The 23,666-nt window shown below is 71.2% G+C and carries 18 protein-coding genes and 1 pseudogene; 12 read left to right on the plus strand and 7 right to left on the minus strand.

The genetic code is table 11. The features are described from left to right. The first annotated feature begins 143 nt into the window (after positions 1-143). Together IE329_RS31560 and IE329_RS31565 are read left to right on the plus strand one after the other, a co-directional pair. The gene (locus tag IE329_RS31560) at positions 144-1,037 is read left to right on the plus strand and encodes an NUDIX hydrolase (RefSeq protein ID WP_190214442.1); all 894 of its coding nucleotides are present in this window, start codon (positions 144-146) and stop codon (positions 1,035-1,037) included. 20 nt (positions 1,038-1,057) lie between these two features. Next, positions 1,058-2,185 (plus strand): nucleotide disphospho-sugar-binding domain-containing protein, encoded by a 1,128-nt coding sequence (locus IE329_RS31565; RefSeq protein ID WP_190214443.1) that lies wholly within the window; start codon positions 1,058-1,060, stop codon positions 2,183-2,185. A gap of 557 nt (positions 2,186-2,742) precedes the next feature. Here IE329_RS31565 and IE329_RS31570 read toward each other — a convergent pair. The 3 genes from IE329_RS31570 to IE329_RS31580 form a co-directional block, all read right to left on the minus strand. After that, positions 2,743-3,387 carry a restriction endonuclease gene (locus IE329_RS31570; RefSeq protein ID WP_229927927.1) on the minus strand — a complete coding sequence of 215 codons (645 nt, stop codon included), beginning with the start codon at positions 3,385-3,387 and terminating at the stop codon, positions 2,743-2,745. Between the two features lie 196 nt (positions 3,388-3,583). After that, positions 3,584-3,784: a hypothetical protein gene (locus tag IE329_RS31575; RefSeq protein WP_190214445.1), complete on the minus strand. Its 201-nt coding sequence runs from the start codon at positions 3,782-3,784 to the stop codon at positions 3,584-3,586. A 176-nt stretch (positions 3,785-3,960) separates the two neighbouring features. Further along, the gene (locus IE329_RS31580; protein ID WP_190214446.1) at positions 3,961-4,845 is read right to left on the minus strand and encodes a hypothetical protein; all 885 of its coding nucleotides are present in this window, start codon (positions 4,843-4,845) and stop codon (positions 3,961-3,963) included. 445 nt (positions 4,846-5,290) lie between these two features. Here IE329_RS31580 and IE329_RS31585 point away from each other — a divergent pair, with 445 nt between their 5' ends. The 5 genes from IE329_RS31585 to IE329_RS31605 all read left to right on the plus strand — a co-directional run bounded on the left by IE329_RS31585 (position 5,291) and on the right by IE329_RS31605 (position 12,056). Further along, positions 5,291-6,454: an ATP-binding protein gene (locus IE329_RS31585; protein ID WP_190214447.1), complete on the plus strand. Its 1,164-nt coding sequence runs from the start codon at positions 5,291-5,293 to the stop codon at positions 6,452-6,454. A gap of 922 nt (positions 6,455-7,376) precedes the next feature. Then, a complete protein-coding gene (locus IE329_RS31590) occupies positions 7,377-9,224 on the plus strand; it encodes a KAP family P-loop NTPase fold protein (protein WP_229927922.1) in 1,848 nt (615 codons plus the stop codon). Next, positions 9,224-10,000, plus strand: coding sequence for a hypothetical protein (locus IE329_RS31595; RefSeq protein ID WP_190214449.1), 777 nt, complete (start codon positions 9,224-9,226; stop codon positions 9,998-10,000). The genes IE329_RS31590 and IE329_RS31595 overlap by 1 nt, the downstream gene beginning before the upstream one ends. Continuing rightward, positions 10,000-11,286, plus strand: coding sequence for a 7-cyano-7-deazaguanine synthase (locus tag IE329_RS31600; protein ID WP_190214450.1), 1,287 nt, complete (start codon positions 10,000-10,002; stop codon positions 11,284-11,286). Before IE329_RS31595 ends, IE329_RS31600 begins: the two co-directional genes overlap by 1 nt. Further along, positions 11,283-12,056 (plus strand): TatD family hydrolase, encoded by a 774-nt coding sequence (locus tag IE329_RS31605; protein ID WP_190214451.1) that lies wholly within the window; start codon positions 11,283-11,285, stop codon positions 12,054-12,056. The genes IE329_RS31600 and IE329_RS31605 overlap by 4 nt, the downstream gene beginning before the upstream one ends. 18 nt (positions 12,057-12,074) lie before the next feature. Here IE329_RS31605 and IE329_RS31610 read toward each other — a convergent pair whose 3' ends face one another. The 4 genes from IE329_RS31610 to IE329_RS31625 all read right to left on the minus strand — a co-directional run bounded on the left by IE329_RS31610 (position 12,075) and on the right by IE329_RS31625 (position 17,500). Beyond that, positions 12,075-13,223, minus strand: coding sequence for an ATP-binding protein (locus tag IE329_RS31610; protein ID WP_190214452.1), 1,149 nt, complete (start codon positions 13,221-13,223; stop codon positions 12,075-12,077). Beyond that, a complete protein-coding gene (locus IE329_RS31615) occupies positions 13,220-15,523 on the minus strand; it encodes a DDE-type integrase/transposase/recombinase (protein ID WP_190214453.1) in 2,304 nt (767 codons plus the stop codon). The genes IE329_RS31610 and IE329_RS31615 overlap by 4 nt, the downstream gene beginning before the upstream one ends. Before the next feature lie 14 nt (positions 15,524-15,537). After that, positions 15,538-16,236 (minus strand): TnsA-like heteromeric transposase endonuclease subunit, encoded by a 699-nt coding sequence (locus tag IE329_RS31620; protein WP_190214454.1) that lies wholly within the window; start codon positions 16,234-16,236, stop codon positions 15,538-15,540. 307 nt (positions 16,237-16,543) lie between these two features. Continuing rightward, positions 16,544-17,500, minus strand: a complete 957-nt coding sequence (locus IE329_RS31625; RefSeq protein WP_229927923.1) for a TniQ family protein — start codon at positions 17,498-17,500, stop codon at positions 16,544-16,546. 20 nt (positions 17,501-17,520) lie between these two features. Here IE329_RS31625 and IE329_RS41685 point away from each other — a divergent pair. The 5 genes and pseudogenes from IE329_RS41685 to tpg all read left to right on the plus strand — a co-directional run. Further along, positions 17,521-17,718, plus strand: a pseudogene (locus tag IE329_RS41685) (hypothetical protein); the annotation flags it as partial. Between the two features lie 77 nt (positions 17,719-17,795). Then, a complete protein-coding gene (locus IE329_RS41690; protein ID WP_268257356.1) occupies positions 17,796-18,920 on the plus strand; it encodes a DEAD/DEAH box helicase family protein in 1,125 nt (374 codons plus the stop codon). After that, positions 18,869-19,948: a helicase associated domain-containing protein gene (locus IE329_RS41020; protein ID WP_268257357.1), complete on the plus strand. Its 1,080-nt coding sequence runs from the start codon at positions 18,869-18,871 to the stop codon at positions 19,946-19,948. The genes IE329_RS41690 and IE329_RS41020 overlap by 52 nt, the downstream gene beginning before the upstream one ends. Before the next feature lie 221 nt (positions 19,949-20,169). Beyond that, on the plus strand, positions 20,170-22,641 hold the full coding sequence (gene tap / locus IE329_RS31635; protein ID WP_190214456.1) for a telomere-associated protein Tap: 2,472 nt from the start codon (positions 20,170-20,172) through the stop codon (positions 22,639-22,641). Positions 22,642-22,728: 87 nt separating this feature from the next. Then, positions 22,729-23,277 (plus strand): telomere-protecting terminal protein Tpg, encoded by a 549-nt coding sequence (gene tpg, locus IE329_RS31640; RefSeq protein ID WP_229927925.1) that lies wholly within the window; start codon positions 22,729-22,731, stop codon positions 23,275-23,277. Positions 23,278-23,666: the final 389 nt, after the last annotated feature.

Genomic DNA, 23,666 nt, shown 5'->3' on the forward strand with positions numbered 1-23,666 from the left:
GGCCCTGCCAATGACTGACGCCCTGCCAGGGCTGTCCCCGAGTTGTTCTGTCCACCTGGCCGGGCAGCCCCTCGGTGCGCCCGGGCAGGGTTCCGCTTCCGGCTGCCACCGGGAGCGCCACCGAGGAGCCGGAAGGCCGACAGATGAGCATGGATGCAGAGATTGGGTCATGGCCGCCCTGGACGCCGCGGCGGGCGGCTCTGGTCCGGCGAAGAACGATCAAGACAGGGGGCACCGGCATCGACCTGCGGGTCACGAACCCCGGCCTCTTGAACCAGCCCCGGCTGCTGGTCGTGATGTTCAGCAGCCCCGGCACATGCTGGCCGATGGTCAAGACCGGGTTCGTCTGCGACGGAGGAGAGCTGACCGACGACCAGCTCGATGGCATCGTCCTCGACCTCGAGGAACACACCGAGTGGCAGGTGCGGTCGGTCGCCCGGTGGGCGGACCTGATGAACCCACAGGAGTACACCCACCTCCAGCAGGTCGACTCGGCCCGCCGGACCGGCACCGCGGTGTACCTGCCCTTCTCCGGCGGCCCGACGCAGTCAGACCAGCCCCGCCCCGTAGCGCACGGCGACCGGCGCTGGCGAGTCGAGCGGGGCGGGGGCGGCGGCCGTGCCGTACTCACCGACGCCTGCGCCGGGGACTCGATGTGCTGCTCGATGGCATACGCACATCCCGTGTCCGGGGCCGTGCGGGGTCTGATCCTCTCCGGATCGGGGTGGCGGGGCCTTGCGACGGGCGAGATTCGGCCGAGCTCCGACCGCACGGCCGCATCCGGCTCCCGGGTCGGGGCCCGGGCGGGCCACGACCCGGGCGGTGACGCGCGCACCCCGGTCCGTTGGGGGCCGGGCGTCCTGCGGACCGCCGCGGCGGCGGGGCCCGAGGAGCAGAACGCGCCCCGTACGGCAAGAGCCTTGGCAGAACGTCCGATTATCGATCGTACCGGGAAGATGTCTGAGGATTCGTCAGTTAGCGGTCCGGAGGCGGCCGTGCGGCTGCCGCTCGATTCCCATGGCGACCACACCAGCTGACGAATCACCAGGAGACGACCGTGCGCATACTCTTCACCGGGCCGGCGGCGCCCACCCATGTGTTCCCGATGGTGCCGACCGCGCAGGCCCTGCGCGCCGCCGGGCACGAGGTCCTGTTCGCCGGCCCCACGCCCGTGGACCAGCTCCGCCAGGCCGGGTTCCCGGTCGTCGAGATCGGCGACGGCCGCCCGCTGCGCGACTCCTTCGATTCCGTCTCCGGTGCGGAGACCCGATACGCCAGGCCCGACCTGACCCAGGACCAGATCCTCGACCTGGCGGCGGCCGCCTTCGCCCACGCCTCCCGCTCCACCGTGGACGGCCTGCTCGCCGCCGCTGACGCCTGGGACGCCGACCTGCTGGTCCACGACTCCTGCCTGGCGTCCGCCCAACTGGTCGCCGCCAAGCTCAAGATCCCGGCCGCCCTGCACAACTTCGGCTTCAGCTCCGGGCTGGACATGGCGGGCCGCCTCGCCGGCCACTTCACCGACCTCTACGAGACGCACGGCGTGGCCGGCCCGGCCGATACCACCCCGCTGAACATCGTTCCGGCCTCGCTCGGCGGCGACCCCGGCGGCCTGCGGATGCGCTACCTGCCGTACAACGGCGGCGGCGTGGTCCCCGCCGACCTGCTGGGCCGAAGCACGCGGCCGAGGGTCGCCGTCACCCTGGGCACCGTGGTTGCCGAGGTGGACGGCGTGGACGCCATCGCCCGGCTGGTCGCGGCCGCTGCCGAGGTCGACGCGGACTTCCTGCTCGCCGTCGGGGGCGCCGACCTAACCCACCTCGGCACCCTCCCGGCCAACGTCAGGGCACTGCCCTGGGTGCCGCTCGCGGAACTGCTGCGGGTGTGCGACGCGGTGGTCCACCACGGCGGGTCCGGCAGTTCCCTCACCGGCCTCCAGGCCGGGATCCCGCAGCTCGTGCTGCCCCAGGGCGCCGACAACTTCATCGTCGCGGACACGCTGGTCTCCACCGGTGCGGGCCTGCGATCGACTTCCGATGACGTCGATACCACGCTGCTGGCCCGGCTGGTCACCGACCCGGAGCTGCGCGAGGCGGCCGTCCGTCTGCGGGCCGAGAACGAGGCGCTGCCGACGCCCGCCGCGAGCGTGCCCGCGATCGAGGCCCTGGCAGGCGGCCGGCGCTGAGCCGCCCGGCGGGAACCGCCGCCGGTCCGCCCGCCCCGGCCCACTGCTGGCCGGTCGGCACTCGCGGTCGCCTGCCGGTCCGCCGCCCGCCCGCCAGGTCCGCCCGCCGGCCGGGGCCGCTTCGGCGGGCCGTGAGCCGGCCGCCCGCCGCGCTGCCCGCCAGGGCGAACACCGGGAGCGGCCGGCCCACGTCCGTTGCTCCCGGCCTGCTCACGGCCTCGGCGCGGGCGGCTGACGGGAGCGTCGGGATGTCCTGTGCGGGCCGCTGCCGGACGGGTCGGCGCATTGGACACCGGAGTTTCATGGCGCGCGGCGGCCCGGAGCGCCCGGGCGTCCCCGGCCGGGTGGAGGTCGACGCGATCGCGCACCTGCACGACGAGGGCCGCCCGGCCGCGGACGATCCCCCGCAACGGTTACCGCCCGGGCGCGGGGATCCGTCGGGCCGGGCACAACCGGCTCTCCTCCTCACCCGCACCCGGCTGCGCCCCGGTCCTCACCAGCGGGCTGTTGGGGTGTTGGTCATGGGGATGGTGTCTACGGCTGTACGCGGCGGTGGGTCAGGTGCGGTGGCCGTTGCGCGGTGCGGGGATGCGGGGCATGAGCTCCCACAGTGGGCGGCCGCTGGAGGCCCAGCGGCCGAGCAGCTCGCGGTCGACCAGGAGCACGTTCTGCTCGGCTCCCCACTTCACCGCGTCCCGGGAGAACCGGCCGTTGGTCACCACCACCGGTACCTGGGCGCGGTGCACGCGCTGGTAGGTGCCGGCCAGCGAGTACAGCACGCCGACGCCGACGGCCTTGCCGCCGACCGGGTCCTGCTTGTGCTTGCACTGCAGGGCCCAGCGTCGGCCCAGCGGGTCGTCCGCCAGCACGTCCACGCTCTGGTCGTTGGACTGTCCGACCTTCCGGGCCCGGCAGCCGTCGCGGATCAGCAGGTCCCGCACCGCGTACTCGAACGCCTCGTGGCCCAGCTGGTCGATGCCGCCTGGACCGGTCAACGCCAGCCGCAGCGCCCGCCGGCCCTCCTGGGCGAGCCGCTCCTGCGCCGCCCGCGCGTAGAACACGGCGGCGCCGATGCCCGCCGCTGCGAGAAGCACCAGCAGCGGCACCCACCAGTGCGCGGCCAGCCACCGCAGCACCGCCGGCAGCAGGCTCACCCCCAGGATCAAGGCGACGGCCGCGAGGACCGTCGAGCCGCCCTCCATCCTCACCGCCGGCCTTCGCCCGCCCCTGCGCCGTGCCGGCCTTCGTGAACCCACCCGTGCCCCACCCCGCTTGTCGAACCGACACATCTGCGGCGCCATGACAGCACGCCCCGCCGGGGCACGTCAGCGGCGCACGGAAGCATTGCCGTCGGCCCGGCCCCGGGTGCTCACCTGCCCAGATGCCGTCCGGCCCAGGTCAGTGAGTGGCGTCGGCCGCCACTCCCACGAGGTGGAGGACCGCCTGCCCCAGGGGGGTGGTGGCGATCAGGATGCCGAAGGTTGCGGCGCTGAGGACGGTCAGCGTCTCGTCGACGCGGGAGCGGGACTCGGTGCGCCGCCTCAGGCGGACGAAGATGATGATCGCAAGGAAGACGCTCGCGCTGACGGTGTACTGCATGCCCCACCCCTGGTCGCAGCCTGATGACTCTCGGTGAGCATGCCAGAGAGCGGCGGCCGCGGGGGGCGAGATGCCGAAACTCGATCCGATGCGGAGGATCCCCGGCCCGCAAGGGTGCCGCCGTTGCCCAGACGTTGGCAAGCCGGCCGTTGCACCGTGCGGTCGGGCGCGCGTCGTCAGTTTTGGGTCTGCTCGGGTTCTTCTGCTTCTGTGGGGATGGTCCAGCGCAGGAGGGTGGTGGTGCCGGCCTGTTCCAGGGTGACGGCGTAGACTTGGTCCCAGGCGCGTTCTCCGTGGTGGCGCATGGAGTGGTCGCCCGGGTCCCAGCCCAGCTGCAGTACCTGGGATCCGTCGAGTTCGATTCGTCCGGCAAGCAGAGGGTGGGTCTCTGCGGCCCGGTCGAGCAGGTGGAAGTGGGTGTGCGCGTCCACGGAGACCACCAGGCCGATGCGGGGCCCTTTCGACAGCCAGTCCCGGAGCTGGTCGGCGAGCTGGTGAGCCTCGTGGAGGGGGAGGTCGAGCCGCCTGTAGGGGCCGCCGCGCCCGTCGGCCTGGGACGTCGGTGTGCCGCCGAATTGGGCGTGAGCGTCGTCCTCGTACTTCCCCCAGTAGGCGACGTCGGCGAGCCCGTCGATCGACTCTCCTGACAGTCCGACGAACGAATCGAGGGCGCGGGCGTCCCCGAGGACCATGCCGCACCGGTCGACCGGCAGGTCACCGAGCCGAATGGGCTCTCCGCCGGGATCGCCGGGCCAGGGCAGGCCGAGGTCGACTTCCAGGACTGTGATGACTGGCCCGTCGTACGAATCCCACGTCTGTGCGCGGACCTTCAACGGTCGGTCGGACGCGGCCGGCACCGCGACCGCCTCGCAGAACCACTCTTGGCTCGCGCTGTCCGCAGGCTCGTGAAGGTGGCCGCCGCCCTGCTCCGCGGCAGCCGTTGCCCGCACAGACAGCGGGTCGCCGTGCTTGGGCCACTGGTCGATCCAGCCGGCCATCCCCAGGACCAGCGCGCCCGATGGTGTTGTGACGACTCCCAGGTCGACAGAGGTCTCACTCATCCGCTGATTCAACCAGGCGCGGATCGGCTGGTTTCCAGGCCCTGGCAGTTGTGACTCAGCACGCTTCTTGTCGCTAACCGTACTACTCGACGTGCGCTTCTTCGGGTGAGTCAGCACGACGACCGTCGCCCATTCGGCGAGGTGTCTGTCGGCTGGTGATCGATCGGCAGGCAAGTTGTCGCCAACTCCGAAGAAGTCGCTCGCCGACGGCTGACGCTCAGATTGATGAGATTGGGGACCTTGGGGCCGTCCAAAAGGGTGTCGTACGCGGCTTCGCCGGGCCCGTGGCAGCGATGCGGCGCCAGTCTGCGACCCCGGGATCGGCCGCCTCCAGACAGGCTCTCACCCGCCCGTCCACGCACTCGGCAAACATGTCCTGACCTGGTGTTTTCCAGAGATTCGCCTAGGCTGAGGAGCTCTGCTGGACAGCATCGGAGGGGACATCATGAGCGAGGAAGCCAGCAAGTACGACGCCAGCCAGATCCAGGTGCTGGAGGGGTGGGAAGCCATCCGGAAGCGGCCTGGGATGTACATCGGCTCGACCGGTGAAGGCGGCCTGCTTCACATGGTCTTCGAGGTCGCCGACCGGGCCGTGAACGAGGTCCTCGCCGGCCACGCCAGCTGCGTCGCCGTCACCCTCGCACCCGATGGCGCCGTGCGTGTCGCCGACGACGGGCGGGGTGTCCGTATCGACGAATCGGGAGCCAGCGGCATTTCCGGCCTCGAAGCCCTGCTGACCCGGTTTCAGACCGGGCCGGCAACCGGAGGCCGCCACGACGTGACGCTCGGCTTCTGCGGGGTGGGACCCTTCGTCGTCAACGCCCTGTCGAGCCGGATGACGGCCGAAGTGCGGCGCGGGGGAGCCCGCTGGGTTCAGGAGTACACGCGCGGGGTGGCCGTCACCCCGCTCACCGAGGCGGGCACGTCGACTGGTAGCGGGACCACCATCACCTTCTGGCCCGATGCCGACATCTTCGGGGCCGCGGAGTTCTCGTTCGACGGGCTGGCCGAGCGTTTCCGGGAACTGGCTTTGCTTAACCGGGGCTTGGAGATCTCTCTGACCGATCAGCGCCGACCGGGCGAGGGCCGGTCGGCGCGGTTCCGGTACCCCGACGGCGCGCGGGACTTCGTGGCGATCCTTGACGAGCAGAAGGAGGAACCCGTTCATCCGCACATCATCGGCTTCGAGCGGGAGGAACCGCGGATGGCGGGGACGGTGGAGGTGGCCCTGCGTTGGCGTGCCTCCCACGACGAGCGGGTCCGGAGCTTCGCCAACAGCCGGCCCACTGACGGTGGCACACACGAGCGCGGCTTCCGCGACGGGGTGGCGGCCGCAGTCACCGCATATGCACGGGAGCGGCGGCTGCTGACTGCGACGGATCCCGACCTTGACGCTGATCGGATCGGCGAAGGTCTGACGGCGGTCGTGTCGGTGAAGCTGGACCATCCCGAGTTCGAGGGCTCCACGCGCGGCTGGCTGGGTAACGCCGCAGTGCGGGCCTGCGTCGAACAGGCCGTCCAGGAACACTTCGGCAAGTGGCTGGGAGGACACTCGGAACAGGCCGCAGCCGTCATTGACCGGATCATCCAGGGCGCCCGCCGGGACTGACCAGGGACAGGCCGCCCTGCCGGTCCCCGGGAATCGGGGTCGGCAGGGCGGCCTGCAGCACACGGCGGTCGACCCTGGGCTCGAAACCGTCCAAGGGAGACGTCGCGCTTCGGTGGGGCTGTTAGGTGGACGACAGATCCGGTGCTGACCCGACAGTTAGCGTGCCGAGTCACAACGGTTGTTCACCATGAGCCCAGAGCGGATAGCCGACTCCAGGTTCAACTGGCCAACTGAAGCGCTCAGTCACACTCGAGCCCAGGCAACCACTGTGAGTTACCTGTTCTGATCGGAGTCCAGTGGCGTTCTGATGACGTGGATTCCGTAGGTTTGGCTGGAATTTCTAAGCTCGCGGTGGATGGCCGCTGAGCTGCGGTGATGTGCTGATGGTGATCGTGGGTCGCGCTCAGGGGTGATCTGACCTGAGGGTTCGGATATTTGAGTGGAATCACGTGGATGTTGCTGGAATGCCTGTGTGTTTCGCTGTATTTGCGCAGGTCAGTGCCTTGCTTGATGTTCGGGAGATGTGTCGTGGGGTGGTGCCGTGTTGCTGGCGGTGGGTCAGTTTCTTTTAGGGCCGGTGCCGTTTCTCGTAGATGCGTTCGGCCTTGGGGGCTGGGTTTGATAGGGGAGTAGCACGGCTGTTCCGGAGCGGGACGGGTTTCGGGGCAGTCCGAGTGTGGTTGTGTCGGCGTCGGTGGGGGAGCGTCGGCGGTCCTGGTGGTCTGCCAGGGCGCGGGCAGCAGTTCGGTTTTCCTCCTGTTGTGGGGGAGGTGTGAGGGCTATGGTGTGCCTCCACCACATGCGCGTGACGCGCTGGACGTGTGGTGGACGGCAAGAGCACCGACTGCGACGACGATGTCGCGGGCTGGAGGACGGCGTGGCCGGGATGTCTTCGGGACTGTGGTCGGATGAGCCGACGCGGTTGGATCTGCTTTCCTTCGACGCGGTCGCCGAGACCGTGGTGTGGGCCGTGCTGGACGACGCGCTCGACCCGGTGACCGTCGGCGTCTCGGGCGCGTGGGGCAGCGGCAAGACCACGGTGCTGCGCCTGGTCGAGGACAGGCTCGCCCCGCAGGCGCCTGGGGGTGACACCAACGTGCTGGTGATCAGCACGGACCCGTGGCGTTACGACCCCGGGGTCGGCGTCAAGGAGACTTTGATCGGGGAGGTTCTCAGCGCTGTCGCCGCGGAACTCGCCAAGGCGGAGAAGCCGGGCCAGGTACGCAGCCGCGCGCGGGCGGTGCTGGCCACGCTGCGTAAGCGGGTCGACTGGGCGAAGGCGTTGCAGGTGGCGGCGAAGACGTCGCTGACGTTGCAACTTCCTTCGGTCGACGACCTCACCAGTCTGATCAACACCGACTCGGGCGGCCAGGAGGCCGACGCGGCGGAGCCGCTGTCGCGCGGCCTCGAGGAGTTCCGCGGCGAGTTTCGCACGCTGATGGAGTCGCCCGAGCTGACCCACCTGCGGCGCGTGGTCGTGCTCGTCGACGACTTGGACAGGTGTCTGCCCGAGACGGTCGTCGACACGCTGGAGACCATCCGGCTGTTCCTGGCGGTGCCGAAGATGGCGTTCGTCGTCGCTGCCGACGAGCGCCGGGTGGCCGACGCCCTGCGGGTGCGCTTCCCCACCCCGGGCGGCGGCCTGGGCACAGGTGAGGCGGACGCCGAGGAGCCCGCCAGTCTCTACCTGCACAAGATCGTGCAGACGACGGTGCCGCTGCCCACCCTGAGCCGCTTCGACACCGAGGCGTTCCTCGTCCTTCTGCAGCTTTCCCAGCGGCTGCCCGCCGACGAACTCGCTCCCTACATCGCGCAGTGCGTGCAACTGCGGCGGACGACGGGTGTGTTGGACGACCTCGCCGACGCGGTGGTCGGTGGTGACATCTCCACGGAGCTGGCCTTCGCCTCACGGATGACACCCATCCTCTACGAGAAGCTGCAGGGAAGTCCCCGCCGCATCAAACGCTTCCTCAACGACCTGCGGGTACGTCAGTCCGTCGCCGCTCACCGCGGCATCGCGCTCGAGGCGGACATCGTGGCCAAGCTCATGGTGCTGGAGAAGCTCCTGGACCACTCCTTCGCCACCATCCTGGAGTGGCTGGCGCGAGGCGAACTACGCGCACGCATGACCAAGCTCGAAGCTGCCGCCGGCCGACCCACGACGCAGGCCCCGGTGTCCGAGGAAGCACCCTCCACGGAGGGCGGACCGGACCCCGCTCCGGAGCCTGCCGAGGGGGAGCCGCTCGCCTTCGAGGACGATCTGCTCCGGTGGGCGAAGCTCCCCCCGGGGCTGGACGGCGTCGATCTGGCCCCCTACCTCTATCTGGCGGCGGCGTTCTCCGGCAAGCAGCTTCTCGACGCCGGGCTGCCCGGCCGACTGCGGGACATCGCGGCCGGCCTGCTGTCGACGGTCCGCTTCGACCAGCACCGGGTGACCGACGCCGACATCACCGCGCTCGGCGAGGACGACGCCCTGAGACTGGTGGAATACCTCGGCCGGGCGGCCCGGGACCGCCCGACCGAACAGAACCCGGCCGTGCGCGGCCTGGTGCGCATCGCCACCGCCTACCCGGCCATCACCGACCAGAGCGCCCGGCTGCTGCAATCCATCCCCACCGCCGAGCTTGAGCCGGCCACCATCCTCGCCCTACCCGCCGACAAGCCCGACTTCCGTCGCGTGCTGGAGCACTGGAAGGGCCACGCCCCCGCCAGCCCGGCCCGGATCAGAGCGACGCTGGAGATCGCCCTGAACACCGGAACCCGTCGCTGATGGGAACCAAGGGCTCCTACACGGGCAATGGCACACCGGCCAGCAAGGAACTCCAGAGCAACGTCACGCAGTGGCTCGACGCCCTGGCCGCCGCCGGTCCCGACGCACCCCCGCAGCAGCTCGACCCGGGCCAACTCCTGCCCTCCCTAGGGCTGTTCAGGTCGTCCGGCGGACATGCGGACGGTCCCGGAGCGGGGGCGGGAGGAGGTGGGACCGGCACAGGGGGCTCGGCCGGGGGAGGGGCGCAGCGCACCATCGCCCAGTCCTCCCGCACGGCCGGGCGCGCCGCAGCCGCGGCGTACGCGTACCGTACCGGCGACGCCGGGGCGCTGCGCGAACTGGGCCTCGACTACACCCAGTTGCGGGCAGCGGCCAGTGACCCGATCGACTGGACCAGCCGGATCGTGGACGCTGCCTGCGGGCCGCTGGCCGACGGCACGATCGAGGACAAGGAGCGCCGCTTCGTCGCCAGCGAGGTCGCCCAGTGGGTCTTGGAGGCCGGCACCGCCGACACGCCCCCCAGTGCGGAGGAGGTCGTCCGGGAAACCCTGGCAATGATCATCTTCGAGGCGGTCGTCAGCGAGACCGCGGCGAAGATGAACGACGGATCCCGTCCCGCCTGGGCCACCGCGGACGGTGAACGCCAACTGCGTGAGACCGCACGCGCCCTAGCCGACCGGGCCTCTCTCACGATCACCGGACCCAGCGCCTCCGAGATCACCCGGGCCGTCGAAGAGGGCATCGGGGCGATGCGGTCCATCTGGATGGAGCCCTGATGCCCGCCTACACCCTGAAGCTGGACGCCGACACCTCACACCCCGGCGCCGCCGGCACCACGTTCTGGTGGCCCCCCGGCCCGGCCGTCTCTTTCGTCTCCACCCTCGGGCCGTCCCTGGGAGCGCTGGGGCCGGTGCCCGAACCCAACATCGAACTGGTCCGCCTCGCCGCCCTGGTCTACGCCGCAGACCGCAGCACACCCCGGCGCGCGGCCCGCTCCAACTGGACCCGGCGCACCTTCGAGCTGAGCGTGCCCGTCCACGAGCCGGCCCGCTGGGACGCCGTCCGCGACCGGCTCGAGGAGCTCCTGGGATTCCTGTCCGGCGACCGCTGGTCGATCGGCTTCCACCGCGCTCCCGCCCCGCAGGAGACGGTCCGGGCCACCCCGTATCCCGGCATACGGCGCGTGGTCCTGCTCAGCGGCGGCGCCGACTCCGCCGTCGGCGCCCTCGTCTCACGCCACGGCCTCGGACCGGAGCGGCACCTGCTCCTGTCCCACGTCGGCGCCACCAACCTCGCGCCCCTGCAGAAGGACACCGCAGGTGACATCGCCCGTCTCATCGACGGCCCCCCGCAACACCACCAAGGGCTGCGATTCTCCCGCAAGGCCCGCCGGCCCGACGGCACGAAACTGCCCAACGAGTACTCCACCCGCACCCGCTCCCTGCTGTTTCTCGCCCTGGGCCTGGCCGCCGCGGCCGTCGAGGGGGTGCCGCTGTGGATCCCGGAGAACGGCTTCGCATCCCTCAACATCCCCCTCACCGCCGACCAGCGCGGCGCCCTGTCCACCCGTACCACCCACCCCCTGTTCCTGCAGAGCCTGGCCGCCATCGCGAAAGACGCCGGCGCCCACGCCGACATCCACAACCCCTTCGCCACCCGCACCAAAGGTGAAATGTTCCGCCAGGCCGCCGAACTCGTCGGCCCCACCCCGGCCGCCGAATTCCTCAGCCGCACCCACTCCTGCGCCCACACCGGGCACCGCAGCCACCGCATCCCCGTGCGCACCCACTGCGGAGTGTGCTTCGGCTGCCTGCTGCGCCGCGCCTCCTTCCTCGCCGCGAACCTCCACGACGCCACCGACTACCTCCACACCCGCCACGACGAGAACCTGCAGACCTACCTGCGCAACAAGTCGGTCGAACCGTCACTGCGCACCTTCCTCGCGCGGGGCCTGCGCCCCGCCGACGTCACCACACTGAGCCTTCCCGCCGACTACCCCGCCCGCCAGGCCTACGAGCTGTGCCGACGAGGCGTCGCAGAGCTGGAGTTGCTGTACCCATGAGGACAACCGCACTGCCGCCGCTGGACCTGCACGCGCACATCGACATCGGGGTGCCGGCCGACGACCTCGCCGGACTGGGCGCCGTGGTCTTCGCGGCCACCCGCTCCCTGGCCGAGGCCGCCACAGCCGTCCAACGCACGGACACGCAGATCATCTGGGGAGTGGGTGTCCACCCCGCACTCGCCCGCAGCCACACGGCCTTCGACCCCGACGGCTTCGCCGGCCTGATCGAGCGCACCCCACTCGTCAGCGAGATCGGCCTCGACGGCAGCAGCCGCATCCCGATGGACCGCCAGCGGGCCACCTTCCGCAGCATCCTCGACGCCCTGACCCGCACCCCGCGCATCACCAGCGTCCACAGCCACGCCGCCCACCAGCAGGTCCTGGACGAGCTGGAACGATCCCCCGCACCCGGCATGGTCCTGCACTGGTGGCTCGGGGACGCCGAGCTGACGGCCCGAGCCGTCGCCCTCGGCTGCTACTTCTCCCTCAACGCCGCCGCCGCCCGCAGAACTCCACTGCTGGACTCCATCCCCCTCGACCGGGTCCTGACCGAGACCGACCACCCTTTCGGGGACCGCAGTTCCCCCACGCCGCGCCCCGGCAACACGACCCGGGTGGAGCAGTCCCTCGCCCGCCACCACCGCACGACGCCCGAGCAGATCCGCCTGACCGCGTGGCAGAACCTGGCCGCGCTCGTGCGCGACACCCGCTGCTCGGCGCTGCTCGGCCGGCGCATCCGGTCCCACATCGTGGCCCTCCCCCGGTGACGGGCCGCCGGGGCAGGGTCAGTGGTCTCGGCTGGTGGTGACGGCGGCGAGTTCGGTGAGGGTGATGTTCTCGGTGCCGGTGAGGACGGCGCGGGTGGCGGCTTGGCTGATGAGCTGGGACAGGTCGCGGAAGTAGCCGCCGGTGCGCCGGTGGAGGTACAGGCTGTGCTTGGTCAGGGCTTTCTCGTCGAGGTTGTGCAGGCACAGGTGCTTCTCGTACCCGGCGAGGACGGTGGGCCAGGAGGTCTTGTCGTGGCGGTCGAAGGGGATCGGGTCGAGCCAGGTGACGGGCAGCCGGCCGTAGGCGAGTTCGTCCTTCTCGTCGGCCGCGGTGTAGCCGGGGTGGGCCGGGTCCTGCTCCCGGGCCCGGGCGAGGCGTTCGGCGCGCTGGCGCACCACGATGGTGTGGCGGTCGGCGATGGCGCGTGCTTCGTGGACGATGCTGCTGGCGCCGGTGCCGCAGAAGACGGTGGTGATGCCGAGCCGGTTGCGCAGGTAGTCGAAGTAGTTCAGGACGGGGGCGAGTTGGGCCGGGGTGACGCGTTGGATGTCGTCGACGAGCAGCAGCCGGGTCAGCGCGGTCTCCAGGACGTAGTTGACCGGCACGGACAGGTCCGGGTAGCTGCGCCAGCGCATGAGGTCGTCCTCGGTGGTGGGCTCGGGGTTGAGGCCGAGGAAGCAGGCGATCTCCCAGATCCAGTTGATCTTGTTGTCGGTGTCGGCGGGCGCCAGGATGTGCACGACGGGGATCTGGGATCCGGTGAAGTGGGGGTGCTCCTCGATCTCGAGTTGCACGGCGCGTCCGATCGTGCGCAGCAGCATGCTCTTGCCGGTGCCCGAGAGACCATCGATGACCCGGTCGCTCAGGCCCTCGCGGCGGCGGCTGTTGACCAGGACCGCCTCGAGCACGTCGTCCATGCCCGCGCTGGCGGCGGCGCTCTCCACCATCGTCAGGTGCCCGAGGAACCCCAGGCGGGGGTCTTTCCTGCGCTCCTTCTCCTCCTTGAGCGCGGGGTGGTCGGCGAGGGAGGGGACGACGAGGTGCTCGTGGGAGTAGTGGTTCCACCCGGGGAGGGTGTGGAGCCATTCGGGGCGCATCGGCGCGCTGAGCGCCCGCTGCAGCGCGCGTTCGCGCCGCTTGTCCCTGAGCGCGGCCGATGCTTTCACAGCTCTCCTTCGAAGAGGAGGGTGGAGGCGTCCCCGCCGAGGAGCGCTGCCCGCTGCTCCTGCTCCGGATCCTCGTCCTCGTCATCGGCGTCGTCGCCGAACAGGCCAGCGAGGGCGGCGGAGGCGGGAGCGGGGCGCTGCGTCGGCAGAGGTTCGGCGGTGGGCAGGACGCGTACGGGGGAGGGGACGATCGCGTCGAGGTCGAGGTCGCCGATTCCGGCGTACCGGTCCTCGGCCACCGCTTCGACGTCCAGCGCGGGCCCTTGGAAGGGCGGCAGGGCGTTGGTGCGGCTGCGGCGCGAGGGAGCGGTGCGGGTGCGGCGGCGCCGGTCCTTCACCGCCAGCGCGATCGCGGCGTGGTGGTCCTTGCGGCCGCCGTCCGCCAGGACGAGGGCGGTCGCCGCGTCCCAGTGGTCGACGGTCCACGGATCGGTCAGCAGGTGCCGGTGGACGAACTCCACCTTGATCCACCGTCCGGGGCTGCGGTGGTCGTACAGCCAGGCGACCTCGGGCCGGTAGGGGTCGTAGCGGACCTCCCACCGGCCGCCCGCGCCAGGGCCCTCCAGCCCGGAGTCCAGGCCCTCCAGCGGCTTGAGTTCGCCGCTCGGGCTCTGGTAGGGGCGGTTGTCGACCTCGAAGCCCTTGTCGGTGACCTTCACCCACGCCGGCACCAGCAGCTTGCGGCTGTCCTCGGGCGTCAGCGGCCGGGGCCGGTACCCGGACCGGGAGACCAGGGCCGCGTACATCTCGTTGGGGGACAGGTGCTGCCCGGGCAGCGCGGGGTGGGTAAGCCCCTTGTGCGGGAGCTGCTGGTACTCCAGGGCGACCCACTCGTTGGCCATCTGCTGCAGCTTGTTGATGGTCCACAGCGGGCCGCGGTCGATGCCGCGTCCGCGCGCCTGGTGGTTGCGGCCGGTCCAGCCGGCCACATGCTGGCTGAAGCCGTCGGCGAGGGTGGAGAAGAACCGTTCGCCGATCGGCTTGTCGGTGGGCTGGTCCTTGCGGGCGTAGCGGATGGCGATGCGGAGGAAGGCGCACACGTCCTCGAAGTGCCGGCTCAGGTACGGGCTTCCCTGGTCGAGGACGATCGTGGCGGGGTGGATGACGGGCCGGGCCGCGGTCGCCTCGGTGTAGCGCGGGTCGGCGGCGCGCAGTTCACCGAACGGCAGCGCGGAGGTGGCGGCGGCGGTCAGCGGATCCCAGCCGGGCTGGGTGGGGAGCGGCGCGAAGCACTGGGCGAGGGTGAGGACCAGATCGAAGGCGCGGGTCGCGCGGCCGCCGACCCGCTGGCCGGGCGGGCCGTCGCCGGTGACTGCCGGGACGATCATCAACCCGGCCACGCTGCGGGAGGCGACGTCGACCAGGGAGGTCAGTTCGGCCGAGACCACCTCCCCGTCCTCGCCCAGGGCCTTGATCTTCAAGGGCGTGGTGTCGATCTGGGTCAACTGGCCGGGCTTCTGCGCGTGCGAGGGGGCGTGGGGGCCCTTGGGTTTGCTGGCCCGGGCGGAGCGCTGGCGGGTCGTCTGGCGCAGGACGTCGGACAGTCCGAGCTCGGCCATCCGTTTGTAGAACGTGGACTGCGGCAGCAGCAGGCGCTCCGCCTCCGCCGGATCCCGCAGTTCCTTGGCGTACCGGCGCCGCACGAGATCTTCGACCAGGTCCAGCGCCCGGTTGATCCGCCCGCCGGACTCCTTCGCCAAGGCGTCGGTCACCTCGTGCATGGCCTCGATCAGGCGGGGGTCGGTGTGGCCGCCGGGCCGGGGCGGGCGGCCCTTGCGCCCGTCCACGATGAGCACCAGCGGGTTCTCGCCCGCCGCTTTCCACTTGCGGCGCTTGTCGTCCAGCGTCCGCCAGCTGACGCGGACATCGCCCAGGTCCTCCAGTTCGGCGGCCTTGGCCTGGCAGCGCTGCGCCACGGTAGTGGTGGCCGGGTCGTAGCCGGGCCGCGGGTGCAGGCGGCCGGGCCGGATCCCGGTGTCGATCTCCTTGATGTGCCGGTGCCAGTCCAGGGCGTTCGTGCGGTCCTCCTTGCTGACGCCCCGCAGCAGCGTCCCCAGGGGCGGCAGTCCGGTGCGTTCGACGGGCCGTCCGGCGGGGTCGAGGACGGCGAAGTCCGCGGCGCCGGCCACCGCCCTGTACAGAGCGTCGACGGGCGTACCCGCCCCGGGCGCCACCGGTTGCAGGGTGACGGTCGGCCCGGCGTGGGCGTCCATCCGGTACTCCTTGCCCCGCCACCGGACATGGTCGCCGACCCGGACCCGGCCGCTCTCGAACCGCCCGGGCAATCCTTCTCCGCTCACGGAACCCCTCCCTCTCATGCCCACACCGGGGCGTCCGCCAGCAGGGGCCGCGTCCAGTCGAACCGCAGGCGCTGCTGCCACAACAGGCGGTAGGCGAGATCCAGCGCCACCAGTCGCGGCACCCCGCACGCCGCCACCCCCTCGTCCAGCGGCCTTGGCTGCCGGAAGGCGGCCAGTACGGCGTTCTCCCGGTCCCGCTCGCCGGGGGCGGGGAAGCGGTAGTCCGCGAGCCACATGAGGTTCGCCAGCCGCACACCGCGCGGCACCGGCCACAGCCGCACCGTCCAGCCTGCCGCCTTCGCGACCTCGTGCAGCGCCGCCATCCGCTCCTGCCACTGCGGACCGGCACGGCGCTCGGGCGGGACGACCACCGCACAGCGCGATCCCCGGCGGGTGCGGGCGATGAAGTCCGGCCGCCACCGGTGCCGCACACGGCCCTGCAGCCAGTGCAGTTCGACGGGTTCACCGCTGAAGGGACCGATCCCGGCGGTGAAGTCCAGCTCCACCGCCACCCGCAGCCGGCGCAGCGACCCGCACACCACCGTCGAGCGGGACGACGACGGCCAGGCGGTGATGACGCCCTGGCGGCCGTGGTAGGCGACGGGGTCCGTCGGCGGCAGGCGCTCCTCGAGCGCCACGCCGGCCAGGTCGCCGGCCCGCGACGACGTCAGCTCGCCGTGCTCGTCAAGGTGCCACCCGACGACGTCGCGCACCGGACTCCCCCTTCCCCACCCTCCCGGACGCCACCAGCTTGAAGACACCGCCGGCCGAGCGGGGGAGCGCCAAGGCCGGTATCACCCGAACGGATGAGCTTCCTTGACGCGGGCCCGCGCCCGGTGGCCGTCGTTCGGTGCCGCGGCGCCGTGCCGCACGGCTGGCGCTGCGGACGGGCAAGCAGCACAGCAGCCGCGCCCGGCTCTGCGGCCGCGACCCCGGCCCTCCCGTACGACAGGCCACGCTCGCTGGCGCCGGCCGCTGCAGGCCTCAAGGCGCGCAGGACGCCCCGTACCCGGTCTTCGCCTACCTGCGCCCCTCGAGCCAGCGCAGGAGCTCGTCCCGGCCGACCTCGCAGTCCAGCCCCGCCCCTGCCATCAGGCCCTCGGCCTCCCTGAGCCAGCGGCTGCGGTCGGGACCGCCGAACCGGCCACCGCGTTCGAAACGCAGCATCGAGCACGCCAGGGCCGCCGCCTCTGGATAGATCACCAACGGCACGGCCCTGGCCGTGCGGGCTCCCAGCCCCGCCCGCCAGGCCCGCTCCGCCCACAACGGCTCCTCCGGCGCGGCAGCCCACCACAGCCGCACCACCCGGGAGGCATCCGCGAAGGCCCGGCTCCCGGCCGCCTTGAAGCGCCGCACCAGCCGCAGCCGCACCTGATGCGCCCGCACGCACTCCGGCAGCGCCCGCATGTCCACGAAGGAGGGCTCTTCCTGGCGGGAGTCGTCCGTCCACCGCAGGTGCCGCAGACACACCTGCCAGGGCTGCGGCGACATTAGCCACACGGGCTCGCCGATTTGGCGCGCGTACCCGCACAGGGCACACCGGCGGACCGGGTACCCGTTCTCCGCCTCCCACGGCCACTGCCACAGCGCCTCCCTGCCGCCGGGCAGCACGTACTGCTCGGCCAAACTCGGAAGCGCCCGCCGCAGCATCTGCGCCGGCAGGCCGGACAGGACTGCCAGGTGCCGCAGCCCGGGCTCGTTCACGTACATCTCGGTGGACTGCGGATACCTCTCGACTCGCTCGGGATCGGCCGAAGCCTGCCCTTGACCGACGCGGCCCAGGAACTCGGCCAGTCCCAGGCCGTTGCCGTGTGCGAGCCGCGCGACGAACGATCCCGTCGACTCACCTCTGAGCAGGCCTGCCCGGCCGGGCAGCGGCCACCGAGGACCGAACATCAGCCCCTGTCCATCCATCACATGCCCTCCGGCCACACTGCCCGACATCGCAGCCTCACCAGCGTGCCGCTCCCCGGTCAAGAAAGCGGTCACTCCTTCGGATGAACGCCCCGCAGACCTCCCCTTGCCAACGGCCGCTTCCCCCACGCTCGAACGCGAGGCCGCAGGCAGCCACCCGGGAGGGGACCTTGGCCACACCGACGTACGAGGGCCTGCGCAGCCCCCTGCGTGGACACCAGGACCTGGCCGTCGACTCGTGTGTGTCCGTCTTCAAGGAAGGCGCATCCCGGGCCACGGTCACCATGGCCACCGGAAGCGGCAAGACCCACGTCGCACTCAACACGGTCCACGAGATGGCCCCCACGGACGTGCTCTCGTGGTCGTACCGTCCCTGCGCCTGCTCGAACAGACCGCGGCTCTGTGGCACCACGAAGGACGTCCGGGACGGTACATCGGTGTCTGCTCGCGGGAGAAGCCTGCCGACCCGGCCCTGGCGGGGATCCTCACCACCATCGACCAGCCGGAGGACCTCGCGGCTCTGTCTGCACTGTCCGACGGGCCGCTCAACGTGTTCTGCACCTACCAGTCCCTGGACAAGGTCATCCAGGCACACGCCGCTCTCCACCTGCCCGGCTGGGACGTGATCGTCGTCGACGAGGCGCACCACACCACCGGCAATCTCGACAAAGCCTGGGCACAGGTCCACGACAACGACGTGCTCCCCGCCCGCCACCGCCTCTACATGACCGCGACCCCTCTCGTCTTCGACCGGCAGAAGGGGACCGAGCGCGGCGTACCGCCCGACCGTGTCGTCGCCTCCATGGACGACCACAGCCTCTACGGGCCCACCGTCTACAGCATCTCCCTCGCAAAATCGATCGACCAGGGACTGCTCGCCGACTACCGCATCGTCGTCATCACCGTCCGCAACGAAGACCTGCTCCACACCCTGCGCCGCGACACCAGCACCTGGACGTCCGAAGCGCTACGTGCCGCAGCTGCCCAACTCGCCCTCACCCTCGCCCAGCAGCGCTACGACCTGCGCCGCACCCTCACCTTCCACCCCTCCATCGCTGCCGCAAAGACCTTCGCCGACACTCTCCCCGGCACAGCCGCCCTCCGCCCGGGCTTCGACTGCTCCCTGCTGCACGTCGGCACCGTCAACTCCCACCAGACCCCCTTCGAACAGCACCAGGCCTACACCGCATTCGCCGCTACCCCCTCAACACCGGGCCCAGCACCGCGGCTCCACACCGTGCCGTCCTCACCAACTGCCGGTGCTGCAGCGAAGGCGTCGACATTCCCGCCATCGACTCCGTGCTCTTCGCCCACCCCAAGACCAGCACCGTCGACATCGTCCAGGCCGTCGGCCGAGCACTGCGCCAGACACCGGGCGACGGAAAGATCTCCACCATCGTCATCCCCATCTACCTCGCCCCGGGCGACGACATGGGAGAAGCCACCAGGAGAACACCCTGGCGCCTCCTCTACGAGGTCCTGATCGCCCTCAGCCTCTACGACGAGCACACCTTCCACCGCGTCGAACACCTGGAAGCACACCGCCGGGGCGAATCCGCACTACCCGAACTGGCAGCCGCCCCCGAACGCGCCGACGAGATCCTCCAATTCCTCGACCTCAGTGACACCCCCGCACCCAACCAGCTCTGGGACTACGGCTTCGCCAGCGCCGAGCGCTTCCACCGCGCACACGGACACCTCAACGTTCCCAGCCGCTACCTCGGCCCCGACCGCTTCTACCTCGGCTGGTGGATCGGCCAGCAACGCTCACTACGGCTGAACGCCATGCTGCTCCCGGACCGGATCAGCACCCTCGACACCCTCGGCATGCTGTGGGAACACCCTCCCCGCAGCATCGAACGCAAACTCCAAGTCGCCCGTGACTACATGAGCCGCAACGGACATCTGGCGCCGGCAGAACACGAACGCCACGGCGGCCTCCACCTCGGCCGCTGGCTCGCCGACCGCCGCAGAGAAGTACGCGACCGCACCCTTCCCGGCTGCTACCAGCGGGCCCTCGGCGAGATCTACCCATGGTGGAGCGAGCCATGGCCGCCCACCTGGAAACGGACCTACGCCCAGGCTCTCGCCGCTGCCCGCAAAGGCGATCTCGCCTTCCCGACCCTGCGCCCCCAGACCGACCACGACCCGCTCACCCGCTGGCTCGACGACCAGATCGACAACCTCACCAAGCTTGGTGACACCAGGCACAACCTTCTCGGCGCCCTCCCCTTCACCCACCCCCTCGCCCTCTTGCTGCGCCGTCCTCGCGGCGCCGCCGAGTGGGCTTTCGCACGAGGCCTGAGAGCGGCCCGAACCTTCAGGCGTAACCACCAGCACCTCGACGTGCCCTCCTGGTACCGCTGTGCTTTGGACGGCACCGACTTCCAGCTCGGCAGATGGATATCCGAGAGACGCCGAGACCCCGGCGCCCTGTCACGTGAACAGCTCGACGCTCTCGAAGCCCTCGATATGCGCTGGAGCTCACGCCGGCGCCCTTGTGCCGGCTGAAGGACGCTCCGGCGCACTCGCACTTCCACACCCAGGCGGCGGTCCTGGCCCTGGCGAATTGGGAGGTCTTCCATCTCCCTTCCTCCGCCACCAGCACATCCGTACTCCACCCCGGTGTTGCGAAGGTGCCCCGCCGCACCCACCCGAGTGAATGTGCTAGGAAAAGTTACATTCAAGAGTGACTTTCACGCTAGGGTGGGTGATGAAAGGGGAGGTGTTCCATGAGCGACGACCTGTTCTCGGCGATCGACGCGCTGCTGGAGCGGCCCAGGCCGGCGGACGACCTGCCAGTGCCCGCCGAGCGGGAGCGCCTGCGCAAGGCGGCCCAGTACACCCAGGAAGACCTGGCGAAGGCCCTGAGAACCCGCCGGGAGACGATCGTTCGCTGGGAGGCCGGGACGACGGACCCACGCCCACCCAAGCGCGAGGTCTACATCGCCTTCCTGGCGACGCTGGCGTTGCAGCACGGCACCGTCGAGCCCACCGAGTGGCTGCGCCGTGCCCAGGCCGCCGGCCTCGTGCGCCCCATCGCTCAGACCCCGCCGCCGCCCGCTGAATCCGCTCCGGCTCCCGCGCAGCCGCCCGCGCCCGCGTCAGGCGGCCCCGCACAGGTGCCCGCCGCCCCGGCCGCCGCGGTGGTGCCGCAGGCGTCGGCCAGGCAACAGGACCGGCACCAGGTGGTGGAGCTGGACCGCACCGCGGCCGGGGACCTGGTCTCCGAGCAGCCCGCACCATGTGTGCGGTGCGGCCGGCCCACGCCCTACCGCTCCGCCGGCCGTCCGGTGCACATGGGCGGCTGGTGCACCCCCGCCCCGGCCTCCGAGCCGACCGCAGCCATCCCGGGCACCGCGCAGCCCGCCGAGCAGGCCCCGGTGGCCGCTCCCCGACAGGCCGCCCCCGCCGCTGCGCCTGCGCGTCGTGCGGCGTCGTCTCGTCCGCTGGCGTCTTCGCGGACGCGCAAGGCCCCGGCGAGGACGGCCTCGGCGGTTGAGGGTCCGTCGGACTGGGAGGCAGCCGCGGTGGCGCGGTTCCCGTCCGGTCCGCTCGCGGTGCTCGACGTCGCCCCTAACGGCAAGTCGCTCGTGGCCTACCTCGCTGACGGCACGGTGGCGCCGACCGCTCCGGCCGGCCGCACGCTGGCGGCGGTGGTGGAGTGGGCGTTGGAGCAGAGGTTCGGCTCGCCGCGGCTGCACCGGTACGGAAAGGACGGTGATGCCCTGGTCGTCCTCACCGACGCCGCCCTCGCGGAGCTCGGCCTGCCCCCGCTTGGACGAGACGAGAAGACCGAGTTCGTGCCGCGCCTGGGCCAGCTGCCGAAGACCCACAGGGCCGTGAAGGCGGTGGAGAGGGCCGGCTGGCTGCTGACCCAGCGGGGCCTGGGCCCGTGGGCGCGGATCTACCGCACCCCGGAGGGCGGCAAGCGTCAGTGCGTGCAGTTGTGCATTCCGGCCTGGGGCGCGTTGGCCTCCGGCGGCTGGACCATCCCTGACGACCTCACAGCCTCGGACCTGGCCCGTCTTCTCGGCACCTACGCCACCCGGGTCCTCATCCCGCGCGGCTCCACCGCCGTGAGCGGCTTGGAGCTGGTCACCGCGCTGCGCCCGCCGACCCGGGCGGTGCGCACCGAAACGGGCTGGACGTCTGGCCGGGTGGAGGGCAGTAGGCCCAAGGACGCCTTCGACCCGGCGCCGCCGGAGGTCCCGGACGTCCATCCGCTCGCGCAGGACCGCGAGGAGGGCGGCGAGCTGGTCACCGAGGCGTGGGACTGGCACCGCGAGCTGACCGACGCGGAGAAGGACGCTCCGTTCGCGGTCGGCCTCGATGTCAACATGGCCTTCCTCGCAGCCGCCGGACGACTGGTCCTGCCACTGTCGGAGCCCGTCCACGAACTCAACCCCGCCTTCGACAAGAAAATCCCCGGCTCCTGGCTCGTCGACCTCACCGGCGCCCGGACGGACCCGCTGCTCCCGTCACCGTTCACCGCGGACGGCACGGCGCCGACCGGCCCGGCCTGGTACACCACCGCCAAGGTCGCCTACGCCGTCGAACTCGGCGCCGCCGTGCAGCCCACCGAGGGCTGGTTGCGGCACGAGAGCGGCCCCTACCTGGACCCCTGGCACAAGCACCTGCGCCAGGCCTACGTCGACACGATGGCCGCGCTCGGTGTCCCGCTCACCCTCGCCGACAGCGACCCGGTCGCATTCCTGGACGCCATGGCCGCCATCAAAACCGGTGACCCGGCCGAGGTCGCGGTGCTGACTGCCATCAAGCAGACCGCCAAGGGCACCATCGGCAAGATGCGCGAGCGCCCCCGCGGGCACGGCTACCGCCCCGGCCAACGCTGGCCGGCTCTGGAGCGCCCCACCTGGGATCCACTGATGCGCGCCCTGGTCATCGACACCGCCACCGTCAACTTCCACCGCAAACTCCGCAAAATGGCCGCCCAGACCGGCCTCCACTGCTTCGCCGTCCTCTCCGACTGCGCCGTCTTCGCCGCCCCCGGCCCCGGCGCCCTCGACATCCTCACCCGCCCCGACCACACCCTCACCACCGCGCTGCGCCTGGGTGTCAGCCCGGGGATGGTGAAGTTCGAGGGCTCCAGGCCGATGGCCGAGATCGTCGAGCTGATCGCCGACGGCGCGAACCCGGCCCGGCACATCAAGGCCGGCGGAGTCGTCTCCGTCGACGAGTAGCCGTTCCCTGGGCTGCCCGCCTCGACGGGCAGCCCGCTCAGACCCCAGAGAGCACCCCATTAAGGGGATGCCAGGAAGGACACCGCCGTGGGGGAGATCGACGAGGGTCTGGAGCGCGCCGAGCGCACCCGGCCCATCCCGCAGTCGTTGGGAGCCCGGATGAGGTTCCTGCTCAAGGGTGCCAAGGGCTCCACCAAGGCCCTAGCCGCCGAACTCGGCGTCTCCCAGCGCACCGTCCAGCGCTGGCTCAAGGGCGCTTCCACCCCCAAGCCCCAGGCCGCTGCGAAGGTCGAGCAGCACGTCCGCTCGAAGTGGCAGCCCCGCGTCAAGGACCGCGTTCGCAAGAACGCCGAACGCAACGGCTTCGTCCTGCACGTCCAGGCCCAGTTCGGCTACACCTCCGCGGCAGGATCCACGGACGATCCCCGCCTGCGGACCATCACCCAGAAGCTGCCCGGCGAGGTGGCCCACCGCCTCTACGCCGCCCGCGACGCCGGTGCGAGCCAAACCCAGCAGGAGCACCTGCTCGCCCAGGCCCTCCAGGAGCACTACTTCAAGGACGGCGGGCGCCGAGCCTCCGGCCTGACCGCTGAGATCAACGGCATGAACTGGGCCGACTTCGAGGTCGACGGTTAGCCCGCCGCCCGTCCCGACATGGAGCGGCGATGGGCGCGCCCCCGAAAGTCAGGTCCACGAGAAGGACAGGAAAGGAATGTCGTAGCTGTGGAGGGCCGCATTGCTGACCGGCGTGGGCGGGCCGACGGGCCAGTTCTGCCGCGCGTGGTGTCAGTGGCAGGGGGAAGAATACGAGGTGTTGCGAGAGGAGTGAACATGCCCGACAAGGGTTCTGACCTGCGCATACCTTCGCCCAGTGGCTGTCGCTGGTGCGGCGTGGACGAGCGTGAGCATATGCAGCGCTGGAAGCCCCCAGTGGGCTGGCACACCTGGCAGCCGCCCACGCTTGACCAACGAAAGGAGCGGATGCGGGCGCGGCGCTCGCGCAGGCAGTCGGGTGGCGCCGCGTC

This window comes from Kitasatospora indigofera, from assembly GCF_014655955.1.
In the GTDB taxonomy this organism is placed as follows: domain Bacteria; phylum Actinomycetota; class Actinomycetes; order Streptomycetales; family Streptomycetaceae; genus Kitasatospora; species Kitasatospora indigofera.

Bases quoted from the DNA above. Each gene is read 5' to 3' on its own strand.
- IE329_RS31560 (WP_190214442.1), top strand. From the start codon at position 144: ATGAGCATGGATGCAGAGATTGGGTCATGGCCGCCCTGGACGCCGCGG.
- IE329_RS31580 (WP_190214446.1), bottom strand. From the start codon at position 4,845: ATGAGTGAGACCTCTGTCGACCTGGGAGTCGTCACAACACCATCGGGC.
- IE329_RS31600 (WP_190214450.1), top strand. From the start codon at position 10,000: ATGCCCGCCTACACCCTGAAGCTGGACGCCGACACCTCACACCCCGGC.
- tap (WP_190214456.1), top strand. From the start codon at position 20,170: ATGAGCGACGACCTGTTCTCGGCGATCGACGCGCTGCTGGAGCGGCCC.
- IE329_RS31605 (WP_190214451.1), top strand. From the start codon at position 11,283: ATGAGGACAACCGCACTGCCGCCGCTGGACCTGCACGCGCACATCGAC.
- IE329_RS41020 (WP_268257357.1), top strand. From the start codon at position 18,869: ATGGGAGAAGCCACCAGGAGAACACCCTGGCGCCTCCTCTACGAGGTC.
- IE329_RS31570 (WP_229927927.1), bottom strand. From the start codon at position 3,387: ATGGAGGGCGGCTCGACGGTCCTCGCGGCCGTCGCCTTGATCCTGGGG.
- IE329_RS31595 (WP_190214449.1), top strand. From the start codon at position 9,224: ATGGGAACCAAGGGCTCCTACACGGGCAATGGCACACCGGCCAGCAAG.
- IE329_RS31585 (WP_190214447.1), top strand. From the start codon at position 5,291: ATGAGCGAGGAAGCCAGCAAGTACGACGCCAGCCAGATCCAGGTGCTG.
- IE329_RS31575 (WP_190214445.1), bottom strand. From the start codon at position 3,784: ATGCAGTACACCGTCAGCGCGAGCGTCTTCCTTGCGATCATCATCTTC.